The sequence below is a fragment of the Paracoccus zhejiangensis genome (assembly GCF_002847445.1).
GTDB lineage: Bacteria > Pseudomonadota > Alphaproteobacteria > Rhodobacterales > Rhodobacteraceae > Paracoccus > Paracoccus zhejiangensis.
This window is the reverse complement of sequence record NZ_CP025430.1, coordinates 2,841,217-2,866,313: the sequence shown is the minus strand read 5'-3', so window position 1 is coordinate 2,866,313 and position 25,097 is coordinate 2,841,217. Positions and strand designations below refer to the sequence as shown.

Sequence of the window (25,097 nt, the reverse complement as noted above, 5' to 3'; positions counted from 1 at the left end):
CGCCAGCCTAGCGGGAGACGGGACGATTGGTTGCCATCACGGCAAGGGTGGCCTGATCGGTCATTTCCAGCTCTTCCCCGTCCGCCAGTTGCAACAGCTCGGCCAGCTTGCGGCGACCGCGATTGGCGCGCGATTTGACGGTGCCCACCGCGACGCCGGTCATGTCGGCTGCTTCCTCATACGAGAAACCCGAGGCGCCAACAAGGATCAGCGCCTCGCGCTGCTCGTCCGGCAGTTGCTCGAAGGCGGCGCGGAAATCGCGCAGAGCCAGACGGCCGTCATGGTCAGGCCGCGCGGCAAGGCGGGCGGCGTGCAAGCCGTCGCTGTCGCTGACCTCACGCTTGGTCTTGCGGCGGGCGGAATAGAAGGTGTTGCGCAGGATGGTGAACAGCCAGGCTCGCAGGTTGGTGCCGACCTGGAACTTGTCCATGTTGGTCCAGGCCTTGACGATGGTGTCCTGCACCAGATCGTCAGCCGCTGCGCCCTCTCGCGTCAGGGACAGCGCAAAGGCCCTGAGCGCGGGCAGGTGATCGACCAGCTCGTCGCGCGGGTCGCCATGTTTCGCGTCAGCTTTTCCAGCCGCCGACGCCCGGCCATTCCCCGAACTCATCTACTTGTCCTGATCGCGCAGCTGCTGCAGCAAGGCAACGAACCGGTCGGGAATGTCATTGGCGGTTTCCTGCTCGTAGACGCGACGCAGATTCTCGTCGATCTGCTTCTCGATCTCGGCCCGTCGGCGGGTTTCCCGTTTTTCGGTCATGCTTTTGTTAAATCCAACAAGCTTGTGCGCATCATGCCCAACATGTAGGGGTTTCTCAGAGTTCCCGGGGTCCGGGCCTTTTTTTGAGGTAGTACACCTATGCCATCTGTCGATCTTGCGCAATCCATCGGTCGCGAACTGCCGTTCCTGCGGCGCTATGCCCGTGCGCTGACAGGCACGCAATCCGTTGGCGACAACTATGCTGCAGCGACGCTGGAGGCGATCCTGTCGGACCGCTCGCTGATCGAGGGTGCCAGCGACACCCGGATCGGGCTGTTCAAGACCTTCCATGCCATCTGGCAAAGCTCGGGCCAGCCGGTCGAGCAGGGTGAAACCACGGCCCGCGAAGCCCGCGCGCAGGCGCATCTGCAGGCGCTAACGCCGAACTCGCGCGAGGCGCTGCTGCTGCGCACGATCGAGGAGCTGCGTTACGACCAGATCGCCGAAGTGATGCAGATCTCGCAGGACGAGGCCGAGGAACTGATCCAGATCGCCCTGAACGAGATGGGCAGCGCGCTGCGCGGCCGAGTCATGGTGATCGAGGACGAAACGATCATCGCCATGGACCTGAAGGGCATCGTTCAGGCCATGGGGCATGAGGTGACGGGCGTCGCCCGCACGCACAGCGCCGCCGTCGATCTCGGCCGGAACAAGCGTCCCGACCTGATCCTGGCCGATATCCAGCTGGCCGACGGCTCCTCGGGCATCGACGCGGTAAACGAATTGCTGGGCGAATTGGGCGATCTGCCGGTGATCTTCATCACCGCGTTCCCCGAGCGTCTCCTGACCGGCGACCGGCCCGAGCCGGCCTTCCTGATCTCGAAGCCCTATTCCGAGGAACAGGTGCGTTCGGCGGTGTCGCAAGCGATGTTCTTTTCGTCGACCGAGGGTCTGGACGCCTGACGGCTTCGCCATCGGCGAACCTTCATAACGACAATCGGCGCGTCAGGACTGACGCGCCTGCCGCGCAGCGGCGACGCGGCGGCGGCGGGCGATCTCGACATTGATCAGCGCGCCCAGAAGCACCGAGAAGCCGGCCAGGTAGAACCACATCAGCAGCGCGATCACCGCGCCGATCGAGCCGTAGATGCGGTTATAGCTGTTGAAGCTGCTGAGATAGGCCGAAAACCCGATCGAAGCGGCGGCCCAGACCAGGGCCGCCACCAGCGCCCCCCAGGTGAAGATCGGCGTGCGCGGCGATTTCACGTTCGGGCCGTAGCGGTAGAGAATGCCGATCCCCATGATCACGATGACGAACATCGCCACCCAGGGCAGGGCCGAGACCAGCCAGGACCGGAGCGGGCCGAAGGTCATGAAATTGATGATGATCGGCAGGATGACAATGGTCGCCAGCCCCATCAGCACGATCCCGACGATGGCCAGCGTCAGCACATAGGCCAGAAAGAAGCCGAAGATGGTGGAATGCGAGCGAACGCCATAGGCAGCGTTCAGCCCGCGCACCAGCGCATCGACACCTGCACGGGCGGCGACGGTGGCGACGAGGAAAGACAGGATCGAGGCCCAGCCAATGCTGGTGCGCCCGCCCGAGAGCAGCGAGTTGATCTGGCTGTCGAGGATGTCCTGCGCGCTGTCGGGGATGAACTCATGGGCCACGCGCAGGTATTCGTTGATCACCGCCGGATCGAACCACAGGCTCCACAGCGCGATGATGGCGGCAAGGCCGGGAAAGACCGCGAACATGGCATAGAAGGCAACGCCGGCGGCGATCAGACCCATGTGGATCTTGTCCATGCGGGTCATCACCGCCGAGAGGAAGGCCCATGCGTCGCTGAAAAAGCTCAGCATGGGCGCTCCGGGGTGCGTGACACCCTCATCCGAAGCGCAGCCACAGGGCGTCGGCGCCCAGCTTGGTGACGAATTCCGCGTGTGCAGCGGCCTCGTCCTCGGTCAGGCGCGAGGGCAAGGGTTGCGGGCGGGGGCGCTGCGCGCCGGTTTGCTGGGTGGCATCTGTGCTGTCCTGCGACACCGCCGGCCCGCCAAGGATCAAGTCGGGCTGCCGGCCGCCGATCAGTTCCAGGTAGACCTCGGCCAGCAGTTCGCTGTCCAGCAGCGCCCCGTGCAGCGTGCGGTTCGAGTTGTCGATGCCGAAGCGGCGGCAGAGCGCATCGAGCGAGGCCGGAGAGCCGGGGAATTTCTCGCGCGCCAGCGCAACCGTATCGAGCGCGCGCGACCAGGGCAGGGTGGCGTGACCGGCGCGCTTCAGCTCGGCATTGAGGAATTTCATGTCGAACTTGGCGTTATGGATGACCAGCTTGGCATCCTCGCCGATGAAACCGATGAATTTCTGCGCGATCTCGGCGAATTTCGGTTTGCCGCGCAGGAAGTCGTCGCCAAGCCCGTGAACGTCGAAGGCCTCTTTCGGCATCGAGCGTTCGGGGTCGATATACTCGTGAAAGGTCCGCCCGGTCGGCAGGTGGTTCACCAGCTCGATGGCGCCGATCTCGACGATGCGGTCACCTTGTTCGGCCTCGAAGCCGGTGGTTTCCGTATCCAGAACGATTTCACGCATTGCTCAGTATGTCCTTGCAGATCTGGTCCACGGCGGCCCTTGCACCCTCGAGCGTCTCGGTCGGGATCACCCAGTCCGCCCGCGCCCTCTTTTCCGCATCCGGCATCTGCCGGTCAAGGATCATGGCAAAACTATGCTCGGTCATGCCGGGGCGGGCCAGCACCCGCTGGCGCTGCAACTCGGCGCCCGCCGAGACCACGGCGATCCCGTCCATGCCCTTTTCGCCCCCGGTCTCGAAAAGCAGCGGAATGTCGAGAACCACGATCGGCGCGTCACGGTGCTGGCGGATGAAATCGGCGCGGTCGGCGGCCACCAGCGGGTGAACGATGCGCTCGAGCCGGGCGAAGCCGGTTTCGTCCTCGGCCAGAAGCGCCTTGAGCCGGGCGCGGTCGACAGCACCATCCGTAACCGCGCCGGGAAAAGCCTGCCCCAGCGGAGCGACTGCCGCGCCACCGGTCGCATAGAGCCGGTGCACCGCCGCATCGGCATCCCAGACCGGATGGCCCAGATCTCGGAACATCTGCGCCGTGGTGGACTTGCCCATGCCGATGCTGCCGGTGAGGCCGAGACGGAAGCTCATCCGAGGACGGCAGCGCGAGTGGCGGCATCAACCTCGGGGCGCTGGCCGAACCAGCGTTCAAAGCCCGGTGCGGCTTGGTGCAGCAGCATCCCGAGCCCGTCGACAACCCGGCATCCGCGCTGCTGCGCCTCGGTCAGGAAGGGGGTCATCAGCGGCGTATAGACCAGATCGGTCGCCACCGCATCGGGTGACAACGCATCGAGCGGCACCCGCAAAGGCTGCTTGCCGGTCATGCCAAGCGAGGTGGAATTGACCACCGTCGCCGCGCCGTCCAGCATGTTGCCGACCTGCGCCCAGTCATAGACGACGACGCGGGCACCAAATTCGGCCTTGATCTGCTCGGCCCGGATCTTGGTACGGTTCGAGATGCGCAATTCCTGCACGCCGCTGTCGAGAAGCGAGGCGACCACCGCGCGGGCCGCGCCGCCCGCGCCGATGACGGCGGCGGGGCCGGCATCTGCCTGCCAGTCGGGCAGGTTCTGGCGCAGGTTGGCAATGAAACCGTAACCGTCGGTGTTGTCGGCATGGATCTTGCCGTCGGGGCGGAAGATCAGCGTATTCGCCGCGCCGATCAGCGCGGCGCGATCTGTCACCACGTCGGCCAGCGTCAACACGGCCTCTTTATGCGGAATGGTGACATTCAAACCGACGAAGCCGGCATAGGGCAGGATGCGCAGCACCTCGGCCAGATGCTCGGGCATGACCGGCATCGGGACGTAGTGACCGGCAATGCCATAGCGATTCAGCCAGTGGCGGTGGAGGCGCGGTGATTTGGAATGGGCGATGGGCATCCCGATCACGCCCGAAAGCGGGACATTGGCGATCGGCGCCGCGGAAGATGTCTCAGTCATGCTTGCGCGATGGGTCCTGGCAGCTGGGTCTGGCCGTGAAGGTAAGCGGCATTCACCCGTGGCGAAAGCGAAAACTCGCATTTCCGTGAAGCCTTTACCGTGACGGGCGAACCTGTGGATAAGTCTGTGGACGGAGAATGGTCTGAGCTTGGGATTTTTCTCCTGCCGCGGCGGGCTGTGGAAAAAGGGGCGGGACCAAAGGTGAACGCGCGGACCCAATCCACAGGAAGATGAAATCTCTCGGTGCGCTGGGGATGATGTGGACAAACCGAGTCATTCAGAGATTCTCCACAAGGCTCTCCCGTCGCAAGAATTTGGATTTAGGGGTGATTTCGCGTTATCAACAACCGCGTCCGAGATCTGCGTCAGATCGCCGTCTTGTGGATGAAATGGTCTGGAGTCCTCCTGTCCAGACTATCCACGGGCCCTACAACATCATCATTCCTTTTCTTTCTTTCTTTATGTTAGAGGGCCGGGGTCGAAAGGTGGCGCCATGACCGAGCTGTTGAGTACTTTCTATCCTTGGATCAAATCCCTGCATGTCATGGCGGTGATTTCCTGGATGGCGGGGCTGTTCTATCTGCCGAGACTGTTCGTCTACCATGCCGAGCGCGGCATGAGCGAAGGCGAACCGGGCAGCAGTTTCGTCACCATGGAGCAGAAACTGCTGCGACTGATCATGAACCCCGCGATGATCGTGACATGGATTGCTGGTCTTTGCCTCGTCTTCACGCCCGGCATCGTCGACTGGGGCTATGCATGGCCCTGGGTGAAGGCGGCGGCGGTGTTGGCGATGACCTGGTTCCATCACTGGCTGGGACGGCAACGCAAGCTGCTGAGAGATGGGCAGTCCCTGGGCGGACGCCGCTATCGGCTGATGAACGAGGTGCCGACCCTTCTGATGGCGCTGATCGTCGTCTCGGTGATCGTCAAGTTCTGAACGGTTGACTTTTCGACCCGGCTCACCTATCTCCGCTGCCAAGCCCGGCCGTCCGGTACGGGGATTTCCATACATTGATGCATGACCGATCCTGATGGGCGGGACGTGCCATATTGGTCCGAATGATGAACGAAGAACGCTTGAACCTGTCCGACCTGAAGGCCAAGAGCCCGGCTGACCTGCTGGCCATGGCCGAGGAATGGGAGATCGAGAACGCCTCGACCATGCGCAAGGGCGAGATGATGTTCTCGCTGTTGAAAGAACATGCCGAGGATGGCTGGGACATCGGCGGCGACGGGGTGCTTGAGGTCGTGCAGGATGGCTTTGGCTTCCTGCGCTCGACCGGTGCCAACTATCTGCCCGGTCCCGACGATATCTATGTCAGCCCCGACATGATCCGCCAGCACAGCCTGCGCACCGGCGACACGGTCGAGGGTGTCATCCGCGCACCCGGCGAGAATGAACGCTATTTCGCCCTGACCAAGGTCGAGCGGATCAATTTCGAGGATCCCGAGAAGGCCCGCCACAAGGTCGCCTTCGACAACCTGACGCCGCTTTATCCCAATGAGCGGCTGAAGATGGAAATCGAGGACCCGACGATCAAGGACCGCTCGGCCCGGATCATCGACCTGGTCGCGCCGATCGGCAAGGGCCAGCGCTCGCTGATCGTGGCGCCGCCGCGCACGGGTAAGACCGTTCTGCTGCAGAATATCGCGCATTCGATCGAGAAGAATCACCCGGAATGCTACCTGATCGTTCTGCTGATCGACGAGCGCCCGGAAGAGGTCACCGACATGCAGCGCAGCGTGAAGGGCGAGGTGATTTCCTCGACCTTCGACGAACCGGCCACCCGGCACGTTGCGGTCAGTGAAATGGTGATCGAGAAGGCCAAGCGCCTGGTCGAACACAAGCGCGACGTTGTCATCCTGCTCGATTCGATCACCCGCCTTGGCCGGGCCTTCAACACCACTGTCCCGTCCTCGGGTAAGGTGCTGACCGGTGGTGTGGACGCGAACGCCCTGCAGCGCCCCAAGCGCTTCTTCGGGGCCGCGCGGAACATCGAGGAGGGCGGATCGCTGACCATCATCGCGACCGCGCTGATCGATACCGGCTCGCGCATGGACGAGGTGATCTTTGAGGAATTCAAAGGCACGGGCAACAGCGAGATCGTGCTGGACCGCAAGGTCGCTGACAAGCGCGTCTTCCCGGCCATGGATATCCTGAAATCGGGCACGCGGAAGGAAGAATTGCTTGTTGATTCCAAAGACTTGCAGAAAACTTACCTGCTGCGCCGTATCCTGAACCCGATGGGCACGACCGATGCGATCGAGTTCCTGATCTCGAAGCTGAAGCAGACCAAGACCAACAGCGAGTTCTTCGATTCGATGAACGCCTGACGGGATAGGTCTTACGGGGAACCGACCGGACTGCCATGGACACGATCTTTGCAGAAGCAACGCCGCCCGGCCGGGGTGGCGTTTCCGTTTTGAGGATCAGCGGTCCCGGGGCGCGGTCGGCGGCCGAGCGGCTGGCCGGGCCGTTGCCGGTGGCGCGGCGGGCCGAGTTGCGTAATCTGCTAGACGGGGGCGAGGTACTGGACCAGGCACTGGTCCTGTGGTTCGAATCTGGGCGCAGCTTTACCGGTGAGGAAGTTGCCGAACTGCATTTGCACGGCGCGCCGGTGGTGGCGCGGCGGGTGATGGCGGCTTTGCGCGCCGCCGGGCTGCGCGAGGCAGAGGCCGGCGAATTCACCCGGCGCGCCTTCCTGAACGGCCGGCTGGATCTGGCCGAGGTCGAGGGCCTGTCGGATCTTCTGGCCGCCGAGACGGAATCGCAGCGGCGGCAGGCGATGCGGGCGGCCGGCGGCGAGATCGCCCGGATCGTCGAGGGTTGGCGCGAGCTGCTGATCCGCGCCGGGGCGCTGGTCGAGGCCAGCATCGACTTCGCCGATGAGGAGGTGCCGGAGGAAGTACCGGAGGAGGTTTTCAACCTGCTCGAGCGCCTGCGCGGCGAGATCGAGCGCGAGTTGAACGGCTATCCGGCGAGCGAGCGGCTGCGCGAGGGTTTTGAAATTGCTGTGGTTGGGCCGCCGAACTCGGGTAAATCCAGCCTGATCAATCGGCTGGCGCGGCGCGAGGTGGCCATCGTCTCGGCGATTCCGGGTACGACGCGGGATATCATCGAGCTGCGGATGGACCTGCGCGGGTTGGCCGTGACCTTCCTGGATACGGCGGGCCTGCGCGAAACCGAGGACCAGATCGAGGCGGTTGGCGTCGATCGCGCGCGGATGCGGGCCGAGGCGGCGGATCTGCGGATCTTCTTGTCGGAAAGCGGCGAGCACGATCTGACGATGTTTCGTGACGGCGATTTGACGCTCTGGTCGAAGGCGGACCTTTCGGAAGGGCGGGGCGACCTGTCGGCGGTGACGGGCGAGGGGGTCGAGACGCTGCTGCAGTCGGTCTTTGAGACCCTTTCGGTTCGCGTCGCCGATGCAGGGATCGTCAGTCACAGGCGGCAGGCCGATGCGCTGCGGGATGCCTTGCGGGCGCTGGACGGATCGCGCGCGCAACCGGAACTGCTTGCCGAATCCATCCGCCAGACGGCATTATCGCTGGAACGACTGGTCGGGCGCGTGGGGGCCGAAGATTATCTGGACGTGATTTTCTCGTCCTTCTGTATCGGAAAATAGGGATGTTTCACGTGAAACATTACGATGTCATCGTCATTGGCGGCGGCCACGCCGGCACCGAGGCTGCTGCTGCCGCGGCGCGCATGGGGGCCAGTACCGCACTGGTGACCATGCAGGAAAGCGATATCGGCACACTGTCCTGCAATCCGGCCATTGGCGGGCTGGGCAAGGGCCACCTGGTGCGCGAGATTGATGCGCTGGACGGCTGCATGGGCCGGATCGCCGATCGGGCGGGCATCCAGTTTCGGCTGCTGAACCGCCGCAAGGGCCCGGCTGTTCGGGGGCCTCGGGCGCAAATGGACCGTGCGGCCTATCGCCGTGAGGCGCGGGCCTACCTTGACGCGATTTCCGGGCTGGATCTGCTGTTCGCCGAAGTCATGTCCTTCATCCGCGACGGCCAGACGATCCGGGGCGTCACGCTTGCCGACGGCACCGAACTCAGGGCGCCGTCCGTCGTGCTGACCACCGGCACGTTCCTCAATGGACTGATCCATATCGGGGACGAGACCCACAAGGCCGGTCGCTGGGGTGACGAGGCCTCCTATGGCCTTGCTGCATCGCTGGCCGAGCTGGATCTTCCGCGCGGGCGGCTGAAGACCGGCACACCGCCGCGCCTTGATGGTCGGACCATTGACTGGTCGGTGCTGGAGAATCAGCCGGGTGATGACGAGCCGGCACTGTTCTCGGATCTGAGCAGCGAACCGGCACTGAGGCAGATCTCCTGCGGCATTACCCATACAAACGAGCGGACGCACCAGATCATCCAGGACAACCTGGGCCGTTCCGCCATGTATGGCGGGCGCATTCATGGTGTCGGGCCGCGCTACTGCCCCTCGATCGAAGACAAGGTGACGCGCTTTGCCGACAAGACCTCGCACCAGGTCTTTCTCGAGCCCGAGGGGCTGGACGATCCGACGGTCTATCCGAACGGCATCTCGACCTCGCTGCCGCGTGACGTGCAGGAGGCCTATGTTCGCACGATCAAAGGCCTTGAAAACGTTGTGATTCTGCAGCCCGGCTACGCGGTCGAGTACGACTATATCGACCCGCGCGCGCTCGAGCCGACCCTGCAGGTGTCGACCATCACGGGGCTGTATCTTGCCGGCCAGATCAATGGCACCACCGGCTATGAAGAGGCCGGCGCGCAGGGCCTGGTCGCCGGACTGAACGCGGCGGCAGCAGCAACGGGGCGCGAGCCGATCGTCTTCAGCCGGACCGACAGCTATATCGGTGTGATGATCGATGACCTGACGACGCGCGGCGTCACCGAACCCTACCGCATGTTCACCTCGCGGGCTGAATTCCGGCTGACGCTGCGGGCCGACAACGCCGATCAGCGGCTGACACCACTCGGGATCAAGCTGGGCTGCGTCGGTGCGGAACGGCAGGCGCAGTTCACCGAGAAGATGGAGATGTACGCTTTCGCCCGCACCATAGCCGAAAACGCGCGCTTTTCGCCGAGCGAGCTTGTAAAGCGCGGCATTTCGGTGCGTCAGGATGGGCAGGCCCGGTCGGTTTTCGACCTGATGTCCTATGCCGATCTGGAGGACACGGCGATGCTGGACCTCGCGCCTGAGCTGTCCGCATATCCGCCTTCGATCATCGAGCAACTGCGCAATGACGCCATCTATCACCAGTACACCGACCGCCAGGCGCGCGATGCGGCGATGCTGAAGGCCGAGGAACAGATCCTGCTGCCGGCTGACCTTGATTATGCCAGTCTCTCTGGCCTGTCCGCCGAGCTTCAGCGCAAGCTGACGGCGCAGCGACCGCGCAGTCTGGCCGAAGCCTCGCGGCTTGAGGGGATGACCCCGGCAGCGCTGACGCTGATCCTGGCGACAACCCGCAACCTCGCCCGGAAGCGCGCGGGATGAGCGATGTTTCACGTGAAACATCGGAAAGGCTTCACGACTACGCCCGCCTGATCGAGAAGTGGAACCCGAGGATCAACCTTGTCGCCCGCTCGACGCTGCAGGACATTTCTGACCGCCATATCCGGGACAGCACCCAACTTGCGGCATTGGCCGGCCCGGTGACGGGGAAATGGGTCGATCTCGGCAGCGGGGGAGGGCTGCCGGGGCTGGTGGCCGCGATCCACTATGCCGATCAGCCGGTCGATTTTCATCTCGTCGAAAGCGATCAGCGCAAGGCCACCTTCCTTAGAACCTGCAGCCGCGAACTGAGCCTTGGCCGCGTCACAGTCCACGCGGCGCGCATAGAATCGCTCATTCCCGCTGCTGCCGATATTGTCAGCGCCCGCGCGCTTGCCCCGCTGCCGCTCCTCATGTCATATGTGGATCGACACCTGAAACAGGGCGGGACGGCTTGGCTGATGAAGGGCGAGAACTGGCAGGACGAACTGCGCGATGCCCAAGCCCAATGGCAGTTCCGCTACGATGCGCATCCGAGCCAAACCCATCAAAACGCGGCAATTCTTGAGATAGGCGATATTTCCCATGTCTGAACCGATCATCATTGCAATTGCCAACCAGAAGGGCGGGGTGGGCAAGACGACCTCGGCCATCAATCTCGGTGCGGCGCTGGCCGATGCGGGGCAGCGCACCATCCTCATCGACCTAGATCCGCAGGGAAACGCGTCGACCGGCCTCGGCATCGACCCGGACCGCCGTGAAATTACCTCCTATGACCTTCTGGGAGGGCAGGCGACGCTGGCGGCGGCCGCGCTGACCACCGATGTCGAGAACCTGCGCATCGTTCCCTCGACGCCCGACCTCTCCTCGGCCGATATCGATTTCTCGCGCAGCGCCGACCGAACCCGGTTGCTGCGCCGCAGCCTGCGCGCCGAAGCCGGCGCCGACCTGGTGCTGATCGATTGCCCGCCGGCGCTTGGCCTGCTGACCGTCAATGCCATGGTGGCCGCCGATGCGGTACTTGTGCCGCTGCAGGCCGAGTTCTATGCGCTCGAAGGTCTCTCGCAACTCCTGATGACCGTCCGGCAGATACGCCAGACCGCCAATCCCGATCTGCGGGTCAATGGCGTGCTGCTGACCATGGCCGACAGCCGCAACAACCTGTCCCAGCAGGTCGAGGCCGATGCCCGCGCCACTCTGGGCGATCTGGTCTATCGCACCACCATTCCGCGCAATGTCCGCGTGTCCGAGGCGCCGTCTTTCGGCAAGCCCGTGGTGCATTATGACCCAAGCTCAAAGGGCGGCATCGCTTATCGGGAATTTGCCAAGGAATTCGCCGGGCGACTGAAGAAGATCGAGACCAAGGAGGCTGTAAATGGCTGATTCCAAACTGGGAAAACGTGGCCTCGGTCGCGGCTTGTCGGCGCTGATGGCCGATGTGGACCTGGTTCCGGCGACGGAGGCGGCCAATCGTCCCGCGACCAGCTCTGACCGCAACATGATCCCGATCGAGCAGATTTCGCCCAACCCCGATCAGCCGCGCCGCAGCTTCGAGCCCGAGGCGCTGCAGGAGCTGGCGCAATCGTTGAAGGCCCGCGGTGTGCTGCAGCCGCTGATCGTGCGGCCGCATCCGCGCGATGAGGGACTTTACCAGATCGTTGCCGGCGAACGCCGCTGGCGCGCGGCGCAGCAGGCGCAGCTGCATGAATTGCCGGTCATCATTCGCGATCTCAGCGATACCGAGGTGCTCGAGATCGCGCTGATCGAGAATATCCAGCGCGCTGACCTGAATGCCATCGAAGAGGCGGCCTCGTTCCGGCAGCTGATGGACCGTTTTGGTCACACGCAGGAGCAACTGGCCGAGGCGCTGAACAAAAGCCGCAGCCATATCGCCAACCTGCTGCGCCTCCTGAACCTGCCCGAACAGGTACAGATCTGGCTGAAAGAGGGCAAGCTGAGTGCAAGCCACGCGCGCGCGCTGGTGCCGGCACCGAATGCCGCGCAACTGGCCCGGCGGGTGATCGAGCGTGGTTTGTCGGTCCGCGAAACCGAGAAGCTGGTGCGCGACCTGATCAACCCGCCCGCCGCCAAGCCGGCCAATCGCCGTTCGGGCGAGAAGGATGCCGATACGCGGGTGCTCGAATCCGATCTCTCCGCCCATCTCAAGATGCGGGTGGCGATCAACCATGCCGCCAATGCCGATGGCGGGCAGCTGGTGGTGACCTACAAGGATCTGGACCAGCTCGACCGGCTCTGTCAGGTCCTCGGCGGCAGCGCCTGACGCAGCCGGAGCGACGGTCTAGACCGAGGGCCGGGTGACTACATAGGCGGCGATGCTGGTGCAGATGACGGCTTGCGCCAGCACCAGCCGCGGATCGATCCCCAGCCACCAGGACAGGCCAACGCCGAAGCTCATCGCGGTAACGGCCCAGAGCTTCGCTAGCCGCGAGACCGCGCCGCGCTCCTGCCAGGCACGTACAGCGGGGCCGTATTTAGGGTGATTGCGGATCTTCTCCCGCAGCCGCGGCGAGGATCGCGAGAAGGCCCAGGCCGCGACCAGCAGGAAGGGCACGGTCGGGACCACGGGCAGGGCGAGGCCGATGACGCCAAGGCCCGTGCTGAACCAGCCGATGCCAAGCCATAGCATCTTCATCTCAGTCCACCGCCAGTTCGCGCAGGATGGCGTTCAGCACCGGCCGCCCGGCTTGGGTGGCCATCACCCGGCCATCCCGAACCGTGACCATGCCCCAGTCCTGCAGCCGCTCCAGTGCCGCCGCGTCCAGTGGGCGCCCGGCCAGTTGCTCATAACGTGCCGCCGACAGCCCCTCGGCAAGCCGCATCGACATCAGCAGATATTCCGTCGCCTGATCTTCGAAGCTCAAGACGCTGCGTTCGCTCTCGCCCGAACCACGCTCCTCGACCGCCGCCAGCCAGGCGCCCGGCTGGCGATGCGCCTCGGTTGCCACCCGTCCGCCGGGCAGCGTCAGCCGACCATGCGCTCCGGGGCCGACGGCGGCCCAATCGCCCTGACGCCAGTAGATCAGGTTGTGCCGGCTTTCCGAGCCGGGCCGGGCATGGTTGGAAATTTCATAGCAGGGCAGGCCGGCAGCATCACAAATATCCTGCGTTTCCAGATACATATCTGCAGATACATCATCATCCGGCAGGCCCTTCAGCCCGCCAGCCGCATGTCTCGCGCCAAAGGCGGTGCCCGGCTCGATCGTCAGTTGGTACAGCGACAGGTGGTCGACTGCCATGCTCAGCGCCTCGTTCAGTTCGGCGCGCCAGTCCTCAATTCCCTGATCCTGCCGCGCATAGATCAGATCAAAGCTCACACGGCCAAAACAGTTCCGCGCAATGTCGAAGGCGGCTCGGGCCTCGGCCACCGAATGCAGCCGCCCCAACCGCCGCAGATCGGCGTCGCGCAGCGATTGCACCCCCATGGACAGCCGGTTCACCCCGGCATCGGCAAAGCCGCGAAACCGGCCCTGCTCGACGCTGGTGGGATTGGCCTCCAGCGTGATCTCGATGTCATTGGCAAAGCCCCAGGCGGCGCGGGCGGCGCGGATCACCGCATCCACCGTCTCGGGCAGCATCAGCGAGGGCGTGCCGCCACCAAAGAAGATGCTGTCCAGCTGCCGCGCCGGTCCCTGAACCTCTTGCCCCAGCCGGGCGATCTCGGCCGACAGCGCATCGGCCCAGCGCCGCTGGTCGATCTGGCCGGCGACATGGCTGTTGAAGTCGCAATAGGGGCATTTGGCGGCGCAGAAGGGCCAGTGGACATAAAGCCCGAACCCGCCCTGACGCCAATCCTCGCCCGCCGCTGCGGCCTCAACCAAGCCGGTCTCAGGCAAAACTGCCCTCCATCATCTTCGCCACGGCCCGCGCCCGGTGGCTCAGCGAGTTCTTCTGCTCCACCGTCATCTCGCCCAAGGTGATCTGATGCCCGTCCGGCATGAAGATCGGGTCATAGCCATGGCCCTCGGCCCCGCGCGGCGGCCAGACGACCTGACCGGGCAGGACGCCCTCGAAGACCTCGTCATGGCCATCGGGCCACATCAGCACCAGCGTGCAGCGGAACTGCGCGCTCCGGGGCAGGGGGGCGTTCACCGCCTCCAACTCGCGCCATGCGCGTTCCATCGCCATGCCGAAGTCGCGGCCTTGGCCGGTCTCGGCCCAATCGGCGGTATAGACGCCCGGCGCGCCGTCCAGCGCATCGATGCTGATGCCGCTGTCATCGGCGAGGACCGGCAGGCCGGTGGCCTCCATCGCCGCCCGGGCCTTGATCCGGGCATTGCCGAGGAAATTGTCCTCGGTCTCGACCGGCTCGCCCAGTCCCGCCTCGGCGGCGCCGGTGACGGTGATCCCCAAGGGTGCCAGCAGTGCCCGCATCTCGGCCAGCTTGCCGGCGTTATGCGTGGCGACCAGCAGGGCCTTGCCCTCGAAAGGCCTCATGCCACAGCCGCTTTCTGCGCGGCGACCAACCCCGCAACGCCGGCCTCGGCCAGATCCAGCAAGCCACCCATCTCGTCGCGCGAGAAGGTCGCGCCCTCGGCCGACATCTGCACCTCGATCAGCCGACCGGCGCCGGTCATGACGAAATTGCCGTCGGTCCCGGCCTCGCTATCCTCGGCATAGTCGAGATCGGCCACCAGCTGCCCGGCATAGATACCGCAGGAGATCGCCGCCACGTGGTCGATGATCGGATCGCTGGTCAGCACCCCGGCCTTCAGCATCTTGTTGACGGCGATGCGCAACGCCACCCAGCCGCCGGTGATCGAGGCGCAGCGGGTGCCGCCATCGGCCTGGATCACGTCGCAATCGACGGTGATCTGCCGCTCGTTCAGCGCCCTGAGGTCGACACCCGCGCGCAGGCTGCGCCCGATCAGCCGCTGAATCTCGACCGTGCGGCCACCCTGTTTGCCCACGGCGGCCTCGCGGCGGTTGCGGGTATTGGTGGCGCGCGGCAGCATGCCGTATTCCGCCGTGACCCAGCCCTTGCCGCTGCCCTTCAGCCAGCGCGGCGGGCTTTCCTCGATACTGGCGGCACACAGCACATGCGTCCCGCCCATCTTGATCAGGCACGAGCCCTCGGCATGGCCCATGATGCCGGTCTCGATTGTAATCGGGCGCAATTCGCTTAAATTCCTGCCAGAGGGGCGCATGGGCGGTCATCCTTTCCAGTGTTTCCTGCCCCATACAGGCCCGCCCCGTCATGACGCAACCCGCGAGAGGCCCGGTTGAGCCAGCAGACACAGCTTTCCGAACTCAATGAACGCTCGCGCGAGGTGTTTCGCCGCGTCGTGGAATCCTATCTGCAGACCGGCGAGCCGGTGGGTTCGCGCACGCTCACGCGCGACATGTCCGAACGGGTCAGCGCGGCCACGATCCGCAACGTCATGCAGGACCTGGAATATCTGGGGCTGCTCGACAGCCCGCATGTCTCGGCCGGGCGCTTGCCGACGCAGCTTGGCCTGCGGCTGTTCGTCGATGGCATGATGGAGGTCGATGCCGTAGATCCCGTCGACCGTGCCCGGATCGAGCAGACCATCGGCAATGACAATCCCGATACCGGCACGCTTCTGGACCGGGTCAGCACGGCGCTCAGCAGCATCACCCATGGCGCCTCGCTGGTGCTGATGCCAAAGCACGAGGCGCCGGTGCGCCATATCGACTTCGTCACGCTTGGCCCCGACCGGGCGCTGGTGGTGCTGGTCTTCGCCGACGGTCATGTCGAGAACCGGGTCTTCACCCCGCCGCTTGGCCAGACGCCCTCGTCGATGCGCGAGGCGGCGAATTTCCTCAACGCGATCGCCGAGGGCCGGACGCTGTCCGAGCTGCGCGGCCATATCGCGGCCGAGATCACCGCCCGCCGGCAGCAGCTCGACGGGCTGGCGGCGCAGCTGGTGGAATCCGGGCTCGCGCTGTGGGACACGGCGGACAATGACCCCCGGCTGATCGTGCGCGGGCGGGCCAACCTGCTGGACAGCCAGGAAGCCGATATCGACCGGGTGCGCGAGCTTTTCGACGACCTCGAGCGCAAGCGCGACATTGCCCAGTTCCTGGAACTGGCCGAGCAGGGCGAGGGGGTGCGCATTTTTATCGGCTCCGAGAACAAACTTTTCTCTCTTTCGGGTTCCTCTCTGGTGGTTTCGCCCTATATGAATGCCGACCGAAAGATTGTGGGTGCCGTTGGTGTCATCGGGCCGACGCGGCTGAATTACGGCCGCATCGTTCCGATCGTCGACTACACGGCTCAATTGGTCGGCCGGGTCCTGTCTGGCCGAAAAGGATGATGCGATGACCGATCAGAACGAATTTGCCAGTGAAGAACCGATTGAAGACCCGCTGGCCGACCCGGTGGACGAGATCGAGCGTCTGACGGTCGAACGCGACGAGATGCGCGACAAGTTCATGCGGGCGCTGGCCGATGCCGAGAACGCCCGCAAGCGCGCCGACAAGGAGCGCCGCGATGCCGAGCAATATGGCGGCACCCGCCTTGCCCGCGACCTTCTGCCGGTCCATGACGCGCTGACCCGCGCGCTGGACACCGCCGGCGACGAACAGCGCGCCGCCGCGCCCGGGCTGATCGAAGGGGTCGAACTGACCCTGCGCGAACTGGCGAACGTGTTCAAGAAGCACGGCATCACCATCCTGGCGCCCGAGATCGGCGAGCGGTTCGACCCGCAGAACCACGAGGCCATGTTCGAGGCCCCGGTGCCCGGCACCCGCGCCGGCGACATCATTCAGGTCATGGATAACGGCTTCAAGCTGCATGACCGCCTGCTGCGCCCGGCCAAGGTCGGCGTGAGCTCGACCCCGGCAAGCTAGGCCTGCAATCAGCCGAACGCCGTTCCACCTGACCGCTCGGTCAGCGAACGGCGTTCCGGCTGACGCGGTTGCTTGGCAAATGCTGATCCTTTCTGTTTAACTTCCCGGCATCTCCCCTTGCGAGCGGCAGACAGTCGTCACATCTGTCTGCTGAAAATTAAGGAGTTTCCGATGCTGAAACCGCTGTTTGCCGCGCTGGCCCTGACCGCTGCCAGCCTTGCCCCCGTGAGCGCCGAGACCATCCGGGTCGGCATGTCGGGCGGCTATTTCCCCTTCACCTTCACCGAGCAGGACAAGCTGCAGGGCTTCGAAGTCGACTTCATGAACGCCATTGGCGAAGTCACCGGCGACGAGATCGAATTCGTCACCATGTCCTTCTCGGGTCAGGTCGGCGCGCTGGAATCGAACCGCATCGACACCATTGCCAACCAGCTGACCATCACCCCCGAACGCGAGGCGAAATTCGTCTTCACCCAGCCCTATGTCTATGACGGTGCGCAGGTTGTCGTGCGCGAGGGCAACGAGGTCGGGATCAACAGCACCGACGATCTGTCGGGGAAATCGGTCGCGGTGAACCTCGGCTCGAACTTCGAGGAACTGCTGCGCGGTCTGCCCAATGCCGCCGATATCGACATCCGCACCTACGAGTCGAACATCGAGCAGGACGTTGCCCTTGGCCGCGTCGATGCCTTCGTGATGGACCGGGTGTCCACCGCACAGGTCATCGCCAAAAGCCCGGCGCCGCTGGAGCAGGCCGGTCAGCCCTTCAGCGAGATCCGCAACGCGCTGCCCTTCCGCAATGACGAGGCCGGGATCGCCATGCGCGACAAGGTCGATGCCGCCATCACCACGCTGAAGGAGAACGGCAAGCTGGCCGAGATCTCGCAGAAATGGCTGGATGCCGATGTGACCCGGCCGGCCGGTGAGGCCGCCCCCGCCAACTGATGCGCGGTCTCGACCTCGATTACATGGCCGGCCTTGTGCCGGTCATCCTGGGCTATGTCCCCAAGACCATGGCGATGGCTTCCGTCGCCATGGTTCTTGCCTTGGCTCTGGGGGCGTTGCTGGCCATTGTCCGGGTGCTGAAGCTGCCGGTGATCGACCAATTCGTCGCCGTTTTCATCAGCTTCTTCCGCGGCACCCCGCTGCTCGTCCAGCTGTTCCTGTTCTATTACGGCCTGCCGCAGCTTCTGCCGACGCTCTCCAAGATCGACGGCGTCACCGCCGCGATCATCGGACTGACGCTGCATTTCGCGGCCTATATGGCCGAATCGATCCGCGCCGCGATCCTTGGCGTCGACCGCAGCCAATGGGAGGCCGCCGAGTCGATCGGCATGACCCGCGCCCAGATGCTGCGCCGGATCATCCTGCCGCAGGCCGCCCGCATCGCCGCACCGACGCTGATGAATTACTACATCGACATCATCAAAAGCACCTCGCTGGCCTTCACCCTCGGCGTGACCGAGATGATGGGCGCCGCGCAGAAAGAGGCCGCCGGCAGCTTTCTCTATCTCGAGGCCTTCCTTGTCGTGGCGGTGATCTATTGGCTTCTGGTCGAGGCGCTGTCCTTTGTGCAGCGCGCGCTGGAACGCAACATGCAGAAGGCCTTTGCCCGATGACCACCGATTGCCACATCAGCATCGCCGGGCTGACCAAGCGCTTCGGCACGAATACCGTGCTGAACGACATCAACCTGAACCTGACGCCGGGCGAGCGCGTGGCGATCATCGGGCCGTCGGGCACCGGCAAGTCGACGCTGCTGCGCTGCCTGAACTTCCTAGACCGCCCCGATGCCGCCCGCATCACCATTGGCGATCTGTCGGTCGACGCCGCCAGCGCCACGCGCACCGAGATCCTGGCACTGCGCCGCCGCACCGGCTTCGTGTTCCAGAATTACGCGCTTTTCGCCAACAAGACCGCCCGCCAGAACATCACCGAGGGGCTGGTCACCGTGCGCGGCTGGTCCCGCGCCAAGGCCGATGCCCGCGCTGACGAGGTGCTGGCCAGCATCGGTCTGACCGACAAGGCTGACAGCTATCCCGCGGCGCTGTCGGGCGGCCAGCAGCAGCGAATCGGCATTGGCCGAGCGATGGCGCTCGACGGCGATCTTCTGCTCTTCGACGAGCCGACCAGTGCGCTCGACCCGGAATGGGTGGGCGAGGTGCTGGACCTGATCCGGCAGATCGCCGATGGTCGCCAGACCATGCTGATCGTCACGCACGAGATGCAATTCGCCCGCGAGATCGCCGACCGGGTGGTTTTCATGGAGGGCGGTCGGATCGTCGAGCAAGGCCCTCCGGCGCAGATCTTCGATGCGCCCGAGGACGAGCGCACACGGGCGTTCCTGCGCCGCGTGACCGCCGGAAACGGCAGTGCCGAGGGATAAGTCCCGGTCGCGCTACAACCTTTCTCTGACTTGTGTGAGACCCCGTTCCGGCATCAGGCTGACTTCCCATGAAGCCTAGGGAGGAAACGGGCCATGGCTAGCACTGATGGGGTCACCATTCACCCAGCCGTCGATCACGGCGTCAAGAGTGGCAATCCGAATTTCGGTGGCGGGGAACTGACCTGCCACTGCGCCAGCAATCCGGTCAAGGTCCGGGTCGGGGCACAGACCGCGCATAACCATGTCTGCGGCTGCACGAAGTGCTGGAAGCCCGACGGGGCGGTGTTCAGCCAGGTGGCGGTCGTCGGCCGTGACGCGATCGAGGTGGTGCAGGGCGCCGAGAAGCTGGAGATCGTCAACAAGGACGCGCCGATCCAGCGGCATCGCTGCAAGGATTGCGGCGTCCACATGTATGGCCGGATCGAGAACAAGGACCATCCGTTCTATGGTCTCGATTTCGTCCATACCGAACTGTCCTCCGAGGATGGCTGGTCGGCGCCGGAATTCGCCGCCTTCGTCAGCTCGGTCATCGAATCGGGTGTCGATCCCTCGCGGATGGATGGCATCCGGGCCCGCCTGCGTGAATTGGGGCTGGAACCCTATGACGCGCTGTCGCCGCCCTTGATGGACGCCATCGCCACCCATATCGCCAAACGCTCTGGGGCCTTGCCGGCCTGACCGATCTGGGCAGAACTATCCCCTGGGGGCCGCGGAAAACGGCCCCCTCGGCCATGAACACACCCGAAGGAGTTGCTAGACATGAGAACCCGCGCCGCCGTCGCCGTTGAAGCCGGCAAACCTCTTGAGGTGATGGAGATCAATCTCGAAGGGCCGAAGTCCGGTGAGGTCATGGTCGAGATCAAGGCCACCGGCATCTGCCACACCGATGAATTCACCCTCTCGGGTGCTGATCCCGAGGGCCTTTTCCCCTCGATCCTCGGTCACGAGGGTGCGGGCGTGGTGGTCGAGGTCGGGCCGGGCGTCACCACGGTCAAGCCGGGCGACCATGTCATCCCGCTTTACACCCCCGAATGCCGGCAATGCGCGTCCTGCCTGTCGGGCAAGACGAACCTTTGCACGGCGATCCGCGCCACGCAGGGGCAGGGGCTGATGCCCGATGGCACCACGCGGTTCAGCTTTCTCGATGGGCGGCCGATCTACCACTACATGGGCTGCTCGACCTTCTCGAACTACACCGTGCTGCCCGAGATCGCGCTGGCCAAGGTCCGCGAGGACGCGCCCTTCGACAAGATCTGCTATATCGGCTGCGGCGTCACCACCGGCATTGGCGCGGTCATCAACACCGCCAAGGTCGAGATCGGCGCCAAGGCCGTGGTCTTCGGCCTCGGCGGCATCGGGTTGAACGTGCTGCAGGGACTTAGGCTGGCCGGCGCCGACATGATCATCGGCGTCGACCTGAATGACGGGCGCAAGGAAATGGCGGAGCGCTTCGGCATGACCCATTTCATCAACCCCACCAAGGTCGACAACGTGGTGCAGGAGATCGTGAACCTGACCAAGACTCCCTTCGACCAGATCGGCGGGGCGGATTACAGCTTTGACTGCACCGGCAACGTCAAGGTCATGCGCGATGCGCTGGAATGCACCCATCGCGGCTGGGGCCAGTCGATCATCATCGGCGTGGCGCCGGCCGGGGCCGAGATCAGCACCCGTCCGTTCCAGCTGGTCACCGGCCGGGTCTGGAAGGGCACGGCCTTCGGTGGCGCGCGCGGGCGGACCGATGTGCCGAAGATCGTCGACTGGTACATGGACGGCAAGATCGAGATCGACCCGATGATCACCCACCTGCTGACGCTGGACGAGATCAACAAGGGCTTCGATCTGATGCATGCAGGTGAATCGATCCGCTCGGTCGTCCTTTACTGATCCTTCATCGCTGCTTAGGTAGATATACGGCGGGGCCACTGGTCCCGCCGTCGCCTTGAGATGTGAAGGAGAGCAGGATGACGCGGCACATTTGGCTGGACGACGAAGACGAAGACGAGGGTGACGACCGCCGCGACGAGAAAAGCGAGGGTCTGGGCCTGCCCGAAGGCGACAACATGGGCAAGCTCTACTTCAAGTCCCGCACGGTGATCGTGGCGGGCGAGATCAATGACAAGCTGGCGCAGCGCACCGTGGCGCATCTTCTGGCCCTTGCGGAAGAAAGCGACAAGCCGATCAACATGCTGATTTCCTCGCCCGGCGGGCATGTGGAATCGGGCGACATGATCCATGACGTGATCAAGTTCATCCGCCCCGTGGTGCGCACCATCGGCTCGGGCTGGGTGGCGTCGGCTGGGGCGCTGATCTTTGTCGGCGCGCAGCGGCAGAACCGCTTCTGCCTGCCCAACACCCGCTTCCTGCTGCACCAGCCCTCGGGCGGCATCGGCGGCACCACCTCGGACATGATGATCCAGGCCGAGCAGATCCGGCTGATGCGCGAGCGTCTGAACCAGATCATGGCCGACGCCACCGGCCAGACGGTCGAGCGGATCGAGAAGGACACCAACCGGGACTTCTGGCTGAACACGCAGGAGGCCGTCGATTACGGTCTGGTCGGCAAGATCATCCGCAGCGTGACCGAACTGGATTGACGCAGTCGGGCGGGGCGTCGCCGATGCCCCGCCCCGTCGCAATCCGGCCAATGCCCTCCCTTTGGCGCAGAAGGCCGGTTTTTCCCTTGCAGGCCCTGCGCCTCGCGCGTCATCTCAGCCGGACCATGGCCCGCACCTGCCGGCCAGGGTGGCAAACTGACCAGGGGGAAACGCCATGACCATCAGCTATGAAACCGTGTCCGAGAACCGCAGCTTCGGCGGGGTGCAGGGCGTCTATTCCCACCAGTCCCAGGCCACGGGCACCAAGATGACCTTCGGCCTCTACCTGCCCGAAGAGGCCGAGCACGAGCGGGTGCCGGTGCTGTGGTACCTTTCGGGCCTGACCTGCACGCATGAGAACGCCATGACCAAGGCCGGGGCGCAGGAATGGTGCGCCCGGACCGGCATGGCGATCATCTTCCCCGATACCTCGCCGCGCGGCGAGGGGGTGGCGAATGACGACGCCTATGACCTGGGGCAGGGCGCGGGCTTCTATGTCGATGCCACGCAAGAACCGTGGAAGCCGCATTTCCAGATGTGGCATTACATCACCCACGAGCTGCCGGAACTGGTCTTCGGCAATTTCGCCTTGGACCGCGAGGCGCAGGGGATCACCGGCCATTCCATGGGCGGGCACGGCGCGCTGACCATCGCCATGACCTTCCCCGAACGCTACAAGTCGGTCTCGGCCTTCGCGCCGATCGCCCATCCCTCGGAATCCGACTGGGGCAGGAAGCAACTGGGCGCCTATCTCGGTCCCGACAAGACGGCCTGGGCGGCGCATGACTCGACGCTGCTGATGCGGAAGCGCGGCTATCCCGGCGAGGTGCTGATCGATCAGGGCAGCAGGGACCAGTTCCTGGACCTCCTGAAGCCCGAGGCGCTGGCCCTTGCCATGGCCGAGCGTCGCCAGCCCGGACAGTTCCGGATGCAGGAAGGCTATGACCACAGCTACTTTTTCGTCCAGACCTTCATGGGCGATCACGTGCTGTGGCACGCGGAACGGCTGGCCCGATAGGGTTTGCCGGATATTCCCGATATGCCTGCCAAACTGACCCATACTTTATGGGGAATTGCCGGTGTGGTGGATTGACGCATGAGCCCCCCCGTCCAAGACTGACCCATGGACAGCCGCTGCCTCGGAGGAGGGTTGCGGACGACTGATCCGATGGTGGAGGAAAATCTATGAAATATCTGCTGACGGGCGCCGCCGCGGCCGTGCTTCTTTCTGGCACGGCACTCTTCGCGAACGAGAGCGTCCTTACCGAGACCGGCAAGCCCGAACAATGGGCCATCCAGACCGGGGACTACGCCAATACCCGCTATTCCGAACTTGACCAGATCAACAAGGACAACGTCGGCGACCTGCGCGTCGCCTGGACCTTCTCGACCGGCGTGCTGCGCGGTCATGAAGGCGGCCCGCTGGTCATCGGCGATGTCATGTATGTGCATTCGCCCTTCCCCAACAATGTCTTCGCGCTGGACCTGGCGAATGACGGCAAGATCCTGTGGACCTACAAGCCGCAGCAGGACCCCGAGGTTATCGCGGTCATGTGCTGCGACACGGTCAACCGCGGTCTTGCCTATGCCGATGGCATGATCCTGCTGCACCAGGCCGACACCACGCTGGTGGCGCTGGATGCCGCATCCGGCGAGGTGAAGTGGTCGGTCAAGACCGGTGATCCGGCGATCGGTGAAACCAACACCGCGACCGTGCTGCCGGTGAAGGACAAGGTCATCGTCGGTGTCTCGGGTGGCGAATACGGCGTGCGTGGCCGGGTGACAGCCTATAACCTCGCCGACGGTTCGGAAGCGTGGAAAGCCTATTCCACCGGGCCGGATGCCGAGATGCTGGTCGACCCGGAAAACACCATGGTTCTGGGCAAGCCGATCGGCGCCGACAGCTCGATCAACAGCTGGGAAGGCGACCAGTGGAAGATCGGCGGCGGCACCACCTGGGGCTGGTTCTCCTATGATCCCGAGCTGAACCTGATGTATTACGGGACCGGCAACCCCTCGACCTGGAACCCGGCACAGCGCCCGGGCGACAACAAGTGGTCGATGACCATCATGGCACGCGATGTCGATACCGGCATGGCCAAGTGGTTCTACCAGATGACGCCCCATGACGAATGGGACTTCGACGGTGTGAACGAGATGATTCTGACCGACCAGGACTTCAACGGCACCCCGCGCAAGCTGCTGACCCATTTCGACAGGAACGGCCTCGGCTATACGCTGGACCGCGAGAGCGGCGAGTTGCTTGTGGCCAACAAGTATGACCCGGCGGTCAACTGGACCAGCGGCGTCGACATGGACCCGGCTTCCGAGAACTATGGCCGTCCGGCCGTGGTGGCCGAATACTCGACCGAGCAGAATGGCGAGGACACTAACTCGACCGGCATCTGCCCGGCGGCCCTTGGCTCCAAGGACCAGCAGCCGGCAGCCTTCTCGCCCAAGACCAACCTGTTCTACGTGCCGACCAACCACGTCTGCATGGACTATGAACCCTTCCGCGTCGCCTACACGGCCGGTCAGCCCTATGTGGGCGCCACGCTGGCCATGTATCCGGCTCCGGACAGCCATGGCGGCATGGGCAACTTCATCGCCTGGGACAACGTTGCGGGCGAGATCAAGTGGTCGCTGCCGGAGCAGTTCTCGGTCTGGTCGGGTGCGCTGGCAACCGCTGGTGACGTGGTCTTCTACGGCACGCTGGAAGGTTACTTGAAGGCGGTTGATGCCAGCACGGGTGAGGAGCTTTACAAGTTCAAGACCCCCTCGGGCATCATCGGCAACGTCATGACCTACACCTCGGGCGGCAAGCAGTATATCGGCATCCTGTCCGGTGTCGGTGGCTGGGCCGGGATCGGTCTGGCGGCTGGTCTGACCAACCCGAATGACGGTCTGGGCGCCGTGGGCGGCTATGCCGCGCTCAGCGACTATACCGAACTGGGTGGCCAGCTGACCGTGTTCGAACTGCCGGGCGACGCGCCTGCCGCCGATGCGGCAGCGGCAGAACCCGCTGCCGAGCCTGCGGCTGCAGAAGCTGCTGCGGCTGATGC

27 protein-coding genes and 1 pseudogene are annotated in these 25,097 nt (G+C 64.4%); 18 read left to right on the top strand and 10 right to left on the bottom strand.

The annotated features are described in order from the left end of the window. Positions 1 to 7 precede the first annotated feature (7 nt). Both CX676_RS13795 and CX676_RS13790 read right to left on the bottom strand, forming a co-directional pair. Positions 8 to 610, bottom strand: coding sequence for an RNA polymerase sigma factor (locus CX676_RS13795; RefSeq protein ID WP_101753140.1), 603 nt, complete (start codon positions 608 to 610; stop codon positions 8 to 10). Further along, a complete protein-coding gene (locus CX676_RS13790; RefSeq protein WP_101753139.1) occupies positions 611 to 760 on the bottom strand; it encodes a NepR family anti-sigma factor in 150 nt (49 codons plus the stop codon). Between the two features lie 99 nt (positions 761 to 859). On the opposite strand from CX676_RS13790, the gene CX676_RS13785 reads away from it, so the two are divergent. Beyond that, on the top strand, positions 860 to 1,663 hold the full coding sequence (locus CX676_RS13785) for a response regulator (protein ID WP_101753138.1): 804 nt from the start codon (positions 860 to 862) through the stop codon (positions 1,661 to 1,663). A gap of 42 nt (positions 1,664 to 1,705) precedes the next feature. On the opposite strand, the gene CX676_RS13780 is transcribed toward CX676_RS13785, so the two are convergent. From CX676_RS13780 to CX676_RS13765, 4 genes are read right to left on the bottom strand one after another with little or no spacing between them, the layout of a single operon-like run. Beyond that, the gene (locus CX676_RS13780) at positions 1,706 to 2,566 is read right to left on the bottom strand and encodes a YihY/virulence factor BrkB family protein (protein ID WP_101753137.1); all 861 of its coding nucleotides are present in this window, start codon (positions 2,564 to 2,566) and stop codon (positions 1,706 to 1,708) included. 25 nt (positions 2,567 to 2,591) lie between these two features. Then, positions 2,592 to 3,290, bottom strand: coding sequence for a DNA polymerase III subunit epsilon (gene dnaQ, locus CX676_RS13775; protein WP_101753136.1), 699 nt, complete (start codon positions 3,288 to 3,290; stop codon positions 2,592 to 2,594). Further along, positions 3,283 to 3,870: a dephospho-CoA kinase gene (gene coaE / locus CX676_RS13770; protein ID WP_101753135.1), complete on the bottom strand. Its 588-nt coding sequence runs from the start codon at positions 3,868 to 3,870 to the stop codon at positions 3,283 to 3,285. The genes dnaQ and coaE overlap by 8 nt, the downstream gene beginning before the upstream one ends. Further along, the gene (locus CX676_RS13765) at positions 3,867 to 4,721 is read right to left on the bottom strand and encodes a shikimate dehydrogenase (protein ID WP_101753134.1); all 855 of its coding nucleotides are present in this window, start codon (positions 4,719 to 4,721) and stop codon (positions 3,867 to 3,869) included. The genes coaE and CX676_RS13765 overlap by 4 nt, the downstream gene beginning before the upstream one ends. A gap of 493 nt (positions 4,722 to 5,214) precedes the next feature. Between CX676_RS13765 and CX676_RS13760 the strand changes: the two genes are divergently transcribed. The 7 genes from CX676_RS13760 to CX676_RS13730 all read left to right on the top strand — a co-directional run bounded on the left by CX676_RS13760 (position 5,215) and on the right by CX676_RS13730 (position 12,502). Continuing rightward, on the top strand, positions 5,215 to 5,661 hold the full coding sequence (locus CX676_RS13760; RefSeq protein WP_101753133.1) for a CopD family protein: 447 nt from the start codon (positions 5,215 to 5,217) through the stop codon (positions 5,659 to 5,661). A gap of 125 nt (positions 5,662 to 5,786) precedes the next feature. Further along, on the top strand, positions 5,787 to 7,058 hold the full coding sequence (rho, locus tag CX676_RS13755) for a transcription termination factor Rho (protein WP_101754340.1): 1,272 nt from the start codon (positions 5,787 to 5,789) through the stop codon (positions 7,056 to 7,058). Positions 7,059 to 7,093: 35 nt separating this feature from the next. Beyond that, positions 7,094 to 8,350, top strand: coding sequence for a tRNA uridine-5-carboxymethylaminomethyl(34) synthesis GTPase MnmE (gene mnmE, locus CX676_RS13750; RefSeq protein WP_101753132.1), 1,257 nt, complete (start codon positions 7,094 to 7,096; stop codon positions 8,348 to 8,350). A gap of 2 nt (positions 8,351 to 8,352) precedes the next feature. Further along, positions 8,353 to 10,224: a tRNA uridine-5-carboxymethylaminomethyl(34) synthesis enzyme MnmG gene (mnmG, locus tag CX676_RS13745; RefSeq protein ID WP_101753131.1), complete on the top strand. Its 1,872-nt coding sequence runs from the start codon at positions 8,353 to 8,355 to the stop codon at positions 10,222 to 10,224. Further along, positions 10,221 to 10,814, top strand: a complete 594-nt coding sequence (gene rsmG / locus CX676_RS13740; protein WP_101753130.1) for a 16S rRNA (guanine(527)-N(7))-methyltransferase RsmG — start codon at positions 10,221 to 10,223, stop codon at positions 10,812 to 10,814. The genes mnmG and rsmG overlap by 4 nt, the downstream gene beginning before the upstream one ends. Continuing rightward, positions 10,807 to 11,604: a ParA family protein gene (locus tag CX676_RS13735; protein ID WP_101753129.1), complete on the top strand. Its 798-nt coding sequence runs from the start codon at positions 10,807 to 10,809 to the stop codon at positions 11,602 to 11,604. Before rsmG ends, CX676_RS13735 begins: the two co-directional genes overlap by 8 nt. Further along, on the top strand, positions 11,597 to 12,502 hold the full coding sequence (locus CX676_RS13730) for a ParB/RepB/Spo0J family partition protein (RefSeq protein WP_101753128.1): 906 nt from the start codon (positions 11,597 to 11,599) through the stop codon (positions 12,500 to 12,502). Before CX676_RS13735 ends, CX676_RS13730 begins: the two co-directional genes overlap by 8 nt. A gap of 18 nt (positions 12,503 to 12,520) precedes the next feature. Here CX676_RS13730 and CX676_RS13725 read toward each other — a convergent pair whose 3' ends face one another. Genes CX676_RS13725 through rph form a run of 4 tightly spaced genes read right to left on the bottom strand, consistent with a single transcriptional unit; the run spans position 12,521 to position 15,386 of the window. Then, positions 12,521 to 12,874, bottom strand: coding sequence for a YbaN family protein (locus CX676_RS13725; RefSeq protein ID WP_101753127.1), 354 nt, complete (start codon positions 12,872 to 12,874; stop codon positions 12,521 to 12,523). Between the two features lies 1 nt (position 12,875). After that, on the bottom strand, positions 12,876 to 14,075 hold the full coding sequence (hemW, locus tag CX676_RS13720) for a radical SAM family heme chaperone HemW (protein ID WP_232816458.1): 1,200 nt from the start codon (positions 14,073 to 14,075) through the stop codon (positions 12,876 to 12,878). Then, positions 14,068 to 14,676, bottom strand: a complete 609-nt coding sequence (gene rdgB / locus CX676_RS13715; RefSeq protein ID WP_101753126.1) for an RdgB/HAM1 family non-canonical purine NTP pyrophosphatase — start codon at positions 14,674 to 14,676, stop codon at positions 14,068 to 14,070. Before rdgB ends, hemW begins: the two co-directional genes overlap by 8 nt. Next, positions 14,673 to 15,386, bottom strand: a complete 714-nt coding sequence (gene rph, locus CX676_RS13710; protein ID WP_101753125.1) for a ribonuclease PH — start codon at positions 15,384 to 15,386, stop codon at positions 14,673 to 14,675. Before rph ends, rdgB begins: the two co-directional genes overlap by 4 nt. 75 nt (positions 15,387 to 15,461) lie before the next feature. Between rph and hrcA the strand changes: the two genes are divergently transcribed. The 10 genes and pseudogenes from hrcA to CX676_RS13660 all read left to right on the top strand — a co-directional run. Further along, positions 15,462 to 16,517, top strand: a complete 1,056-nt coding sequence (gene hrcA / locus CX676_RS13705) for a heat-inducible transcriptional repressor HrcA (protein ID WP_101753124.1) — start codon at positions 15,462 to 15,464, stop codon at positions 16,515 to 16,517. Positions 16,518 to 16,521: 4 nt separating this feature from the next. After that, positions 16,522 to 17,052: a nucleotide exchange factor GrpE gene (locus CX676_RS13700; protein ID WP_101753123.1), complete on the top strand. Its 531-nt coding sequence runs from the start codon at positions 16,522 to 16,524 to the stop codon at positions 17,050 to 17,052. 171 nt (positions 17,053 to 17,223) lie between these two features. Next, a complete protein-coding gene (locus CX676_RS13695; protein WP_101753122.1) occupies positions 17,224 to 17,997 on the top strand; it encodes an amino acid ABC transporter substrate-binding protein in 774 nt (257 codons plus the stop codon). Further along, complete coding sequence (locus CX676_RS13690) at positions 17,997 to 18,671, top strand: amino acid ABC transporter permease (RefSeq protein ID WP_101753121.1); 675 nt, start codon at positions 17,997 to 17,999, stop codon at positions 18,669 to 18,671. Before CX676_RS13695 ends, CX676_RS13690 begins: the two co-directional genes overlap by 1 nt. After that, complete coding sequence (locus CX676_RS13685; RefSeq protein WP_101753120.1) at positions 18,668 to 19,438, top strand: amino acid ABC transporter ATP-binding protein; 771 nt, start codon at positions 18,668 to 18,670, stop codon at positions 19,436 to 19,438. Before CX676_RS13690 ends, CX676_RS13685 begins: the two co-directional genes overlap by 4 nt. A gap of 93 nt (positions 19,439 to 19,531) precedes the next feature. Next, a complete protein-coding gene (gene gfa, locus CX676_RS13680) occupies positions 19,532 to 20,116 on the top strand; it encodes an S-(hydroxymethyl)glutathione synthase (RefSeq protein WP_101753119.1) in 585 nt (194 codons plus the stop codon). 81 nt (positions 20,117 to 20,197) lie between these two features. After that, positions 20,198 to 21,325 carry an S-(hydroxymethyl)glutathione dehydrogenase/class III alcohol dehydrogenase gene (locus CX676_RS13675; RefSeq protein ID WP_101753118.1) on the top strand — a complete coding sequence of 376 codons (1,128 nt, stop codon included), beginning with the start codon at positions 20,198 to 20,200 and terminating at the stop codon, positions 21,323 to 21,325. Between the two features lie 77 nt (positions 21,326 to 21,402). Further along, on the top strand, positions 21,403 to 22,035 hold the full coding sequence (locus CX676_RS13670; protein ID WP_101753117.1) for an ATP-dependent Clp protease proteolytic subunit: 633 nt from the start codon (positions 21,403 to 21,405) through the stop codon (positions 22,033 to 22,035). Between the two features lie 175 nt (positions 22,036 to 22,210). Continuing rightward, positions 22,211 to 23,053, top strand: coding sequence for an S-formylglutathione hydrolase (fghA, locus tag CX676_RS13665; RefSeq protein WP_101753116.1), 843 nt, complete (start codon positions 22,211 to 22,213; stop codon positions 23,051 to 23,053). A 167-nt stretch (positions 23,054 to 23,220) separates the two neighbouring features. After that, positions 23,221 to 25,017, top strand: a pseudogene (locus CX676_RS13660) (methanol/ethanol family PQQ-dependent dehydrogenase); the annotation flags it as partial. Positions 25,018 to 25,097 lie beyond the last annotated feature (80 nt).

Coding starts and splice junctions, on each gene's coding strand:
- CX676_RS13795 (WP_101753140.1), bottom strand. CDS start 610: ATGAGTTCGGGGAATGGCCGGGCGTCGGCGGCTGGAAAAGCTGACGCG.
- CX676_RS13790 (WP_101753139.1), bottom strand. CDS start 760: ATGACCGAAAAACGGGAAACCCGCCGACGGGCCGAGATCGAGAAGCAG.
- CX676_RS13785 (WP_101753138.1), top strand. CDS start 860: ATGCCATCTGTCGATCTTGCGCAATCCATCGGTCGCGAACTGCCGTTC.
- CX676_RS13780 (WP_101753137.1), bottom strand. CDS start 2,566: ATGCTGAGCTTTTTCAGCGACGCATGGGCCTTCCTCTCGGCGGTGATG.
- dnaQ (WP_101753136.1), bottom strand. CDS start 3,290: ATGCGTGAAATCGTTCTGGATACGGAAACCACCGGCTTCGAGGCCGAA.
- coaE (WP_101753135.1), bottom strand. CDS start 3,870: ATGAGCTTCCGTCTCGGCCTCACCGGCAGCATCGGCATGGGCAAGTCC.
- CX676_RS13765 (WP_101753134.1), bottom strand. CDS start 4,721: ATGACTGAGACATCTTCCGCGGCGCCGATCGCCAATGTCCCGCTTTCG.
- CX676_RS13760 (WP_101753133.1), top strand. CDS start 5,215: ATGACCGAGCTGTTGAGTACTTTCTATCCTTGGATCAAATCCCTGCAT.
- rho (WP_101754340.1), top strand. CDS start 5,787: ATGAACGAAGAACGCTTGAACCTGTCCGACCTGAAGGCCAAGAGCCCG.
- mnmE (WP_101753132.1), top strand. CDS start 7,094: ATGGACACGATCTTTGCAGAAGCAACGCCGCCCGGCCGGGGTGGCGTT.
- mnmG (WP_101753131.1), top strand. CDS start 8,353: ATGTTTCACGTGAAACATTACGATGTCATCGTCATTGGCGGCGGCCAC.
- rsmG (WP_101753130.1), top strand. CDS start 10,221: ATGAGCGATGTTTCACGTGAAACATCGGAAAGGCTTCACGACTACGCC.
- CX676_RS13735 (WP_101753129.1), top strand. CDS start 10,807: ATGTCTGAACCGATCATCATTGCAATTGCCAACCAGAAGGGCGGGGTG.
- CX676_RS13730 (WP_101753128.1), top strand. CDS start 11,597: ATGGCTGATTCCAAACTGGGAAAACGTGGCCTCGGTCGCGGCTTGTCG.
- CX676_RS13725 (WP_101753127.1), bottom strand. CDS start 12,874: ATGAAGATGCTATGGCTTGGCATCGGCTGGTTCAGCACGGGCCTTGGC.
- rdgB (WP_101753126.1), bottom strand. CDS start 14,676: ATGAGGCCTTTCGAGGGCAAGGCCCTGCTGGTCGCCACGCATAACGCC.
- rph (WP_101753125.1), bottom strand. CDS start 15,386: ATGCGCCCCTCTGGCAGGAATTTAAGCGAATTGCGCCCGATTACAATC.
- CX676_RS13700 (WP_101753123.1), top strand. CDS start 16,522: ATGACCGATCAGAACGAATTTGCCAGTGAAGAACCGATTGAAGACCCG.
- CX676_RS13695 (WP_101753122.1), top strand. CDS start 17,224: ATGCTGAAACCGCTGTTTGCCGCGCTGGCCCTGACCGCTGCCAGCCTT.
- CX676_RS13690 (WP_101753121.1), top strand. CDS start 17,997: ATGCGCGGTCTCGACCTCGATTACATGGCCGGCCTTGTGCCGGTCATC.
- CX676_RS13685 (WP_101753120.1), top strand. CDS start 18,668: ATGACCACCGATTGCCACATCAGCATCGCCGGGCTGACCAAGCGCTTC.
- gfa (WP_101753119.1), top strand. CDS start 19,532: ATGGCTAGCACTGATGGGGTCACCATTCACCCAGCCGTCGATCACGGC.
- CX676_RS13675 (WP_101753118.1), top strand. CDS start 20,198: ATGAGAACCCGCGCCGCCGTCGCCGTTGAAGCCGGCAAACCTCTTGAG.
- CX676_RS13670 (WP_101753117.1), top strand. CDS start 21,403: ATGACGCGGCACATTTGGCTGGACGACGAAGACGAAGACGAGGGTGAC.
- fghA (WP_101753116.1), top strand. CDS start 22,211: ATGACCATCAGCTATGAAACCGTGTCCGAGAACCGCAGCTTCGGCGGG.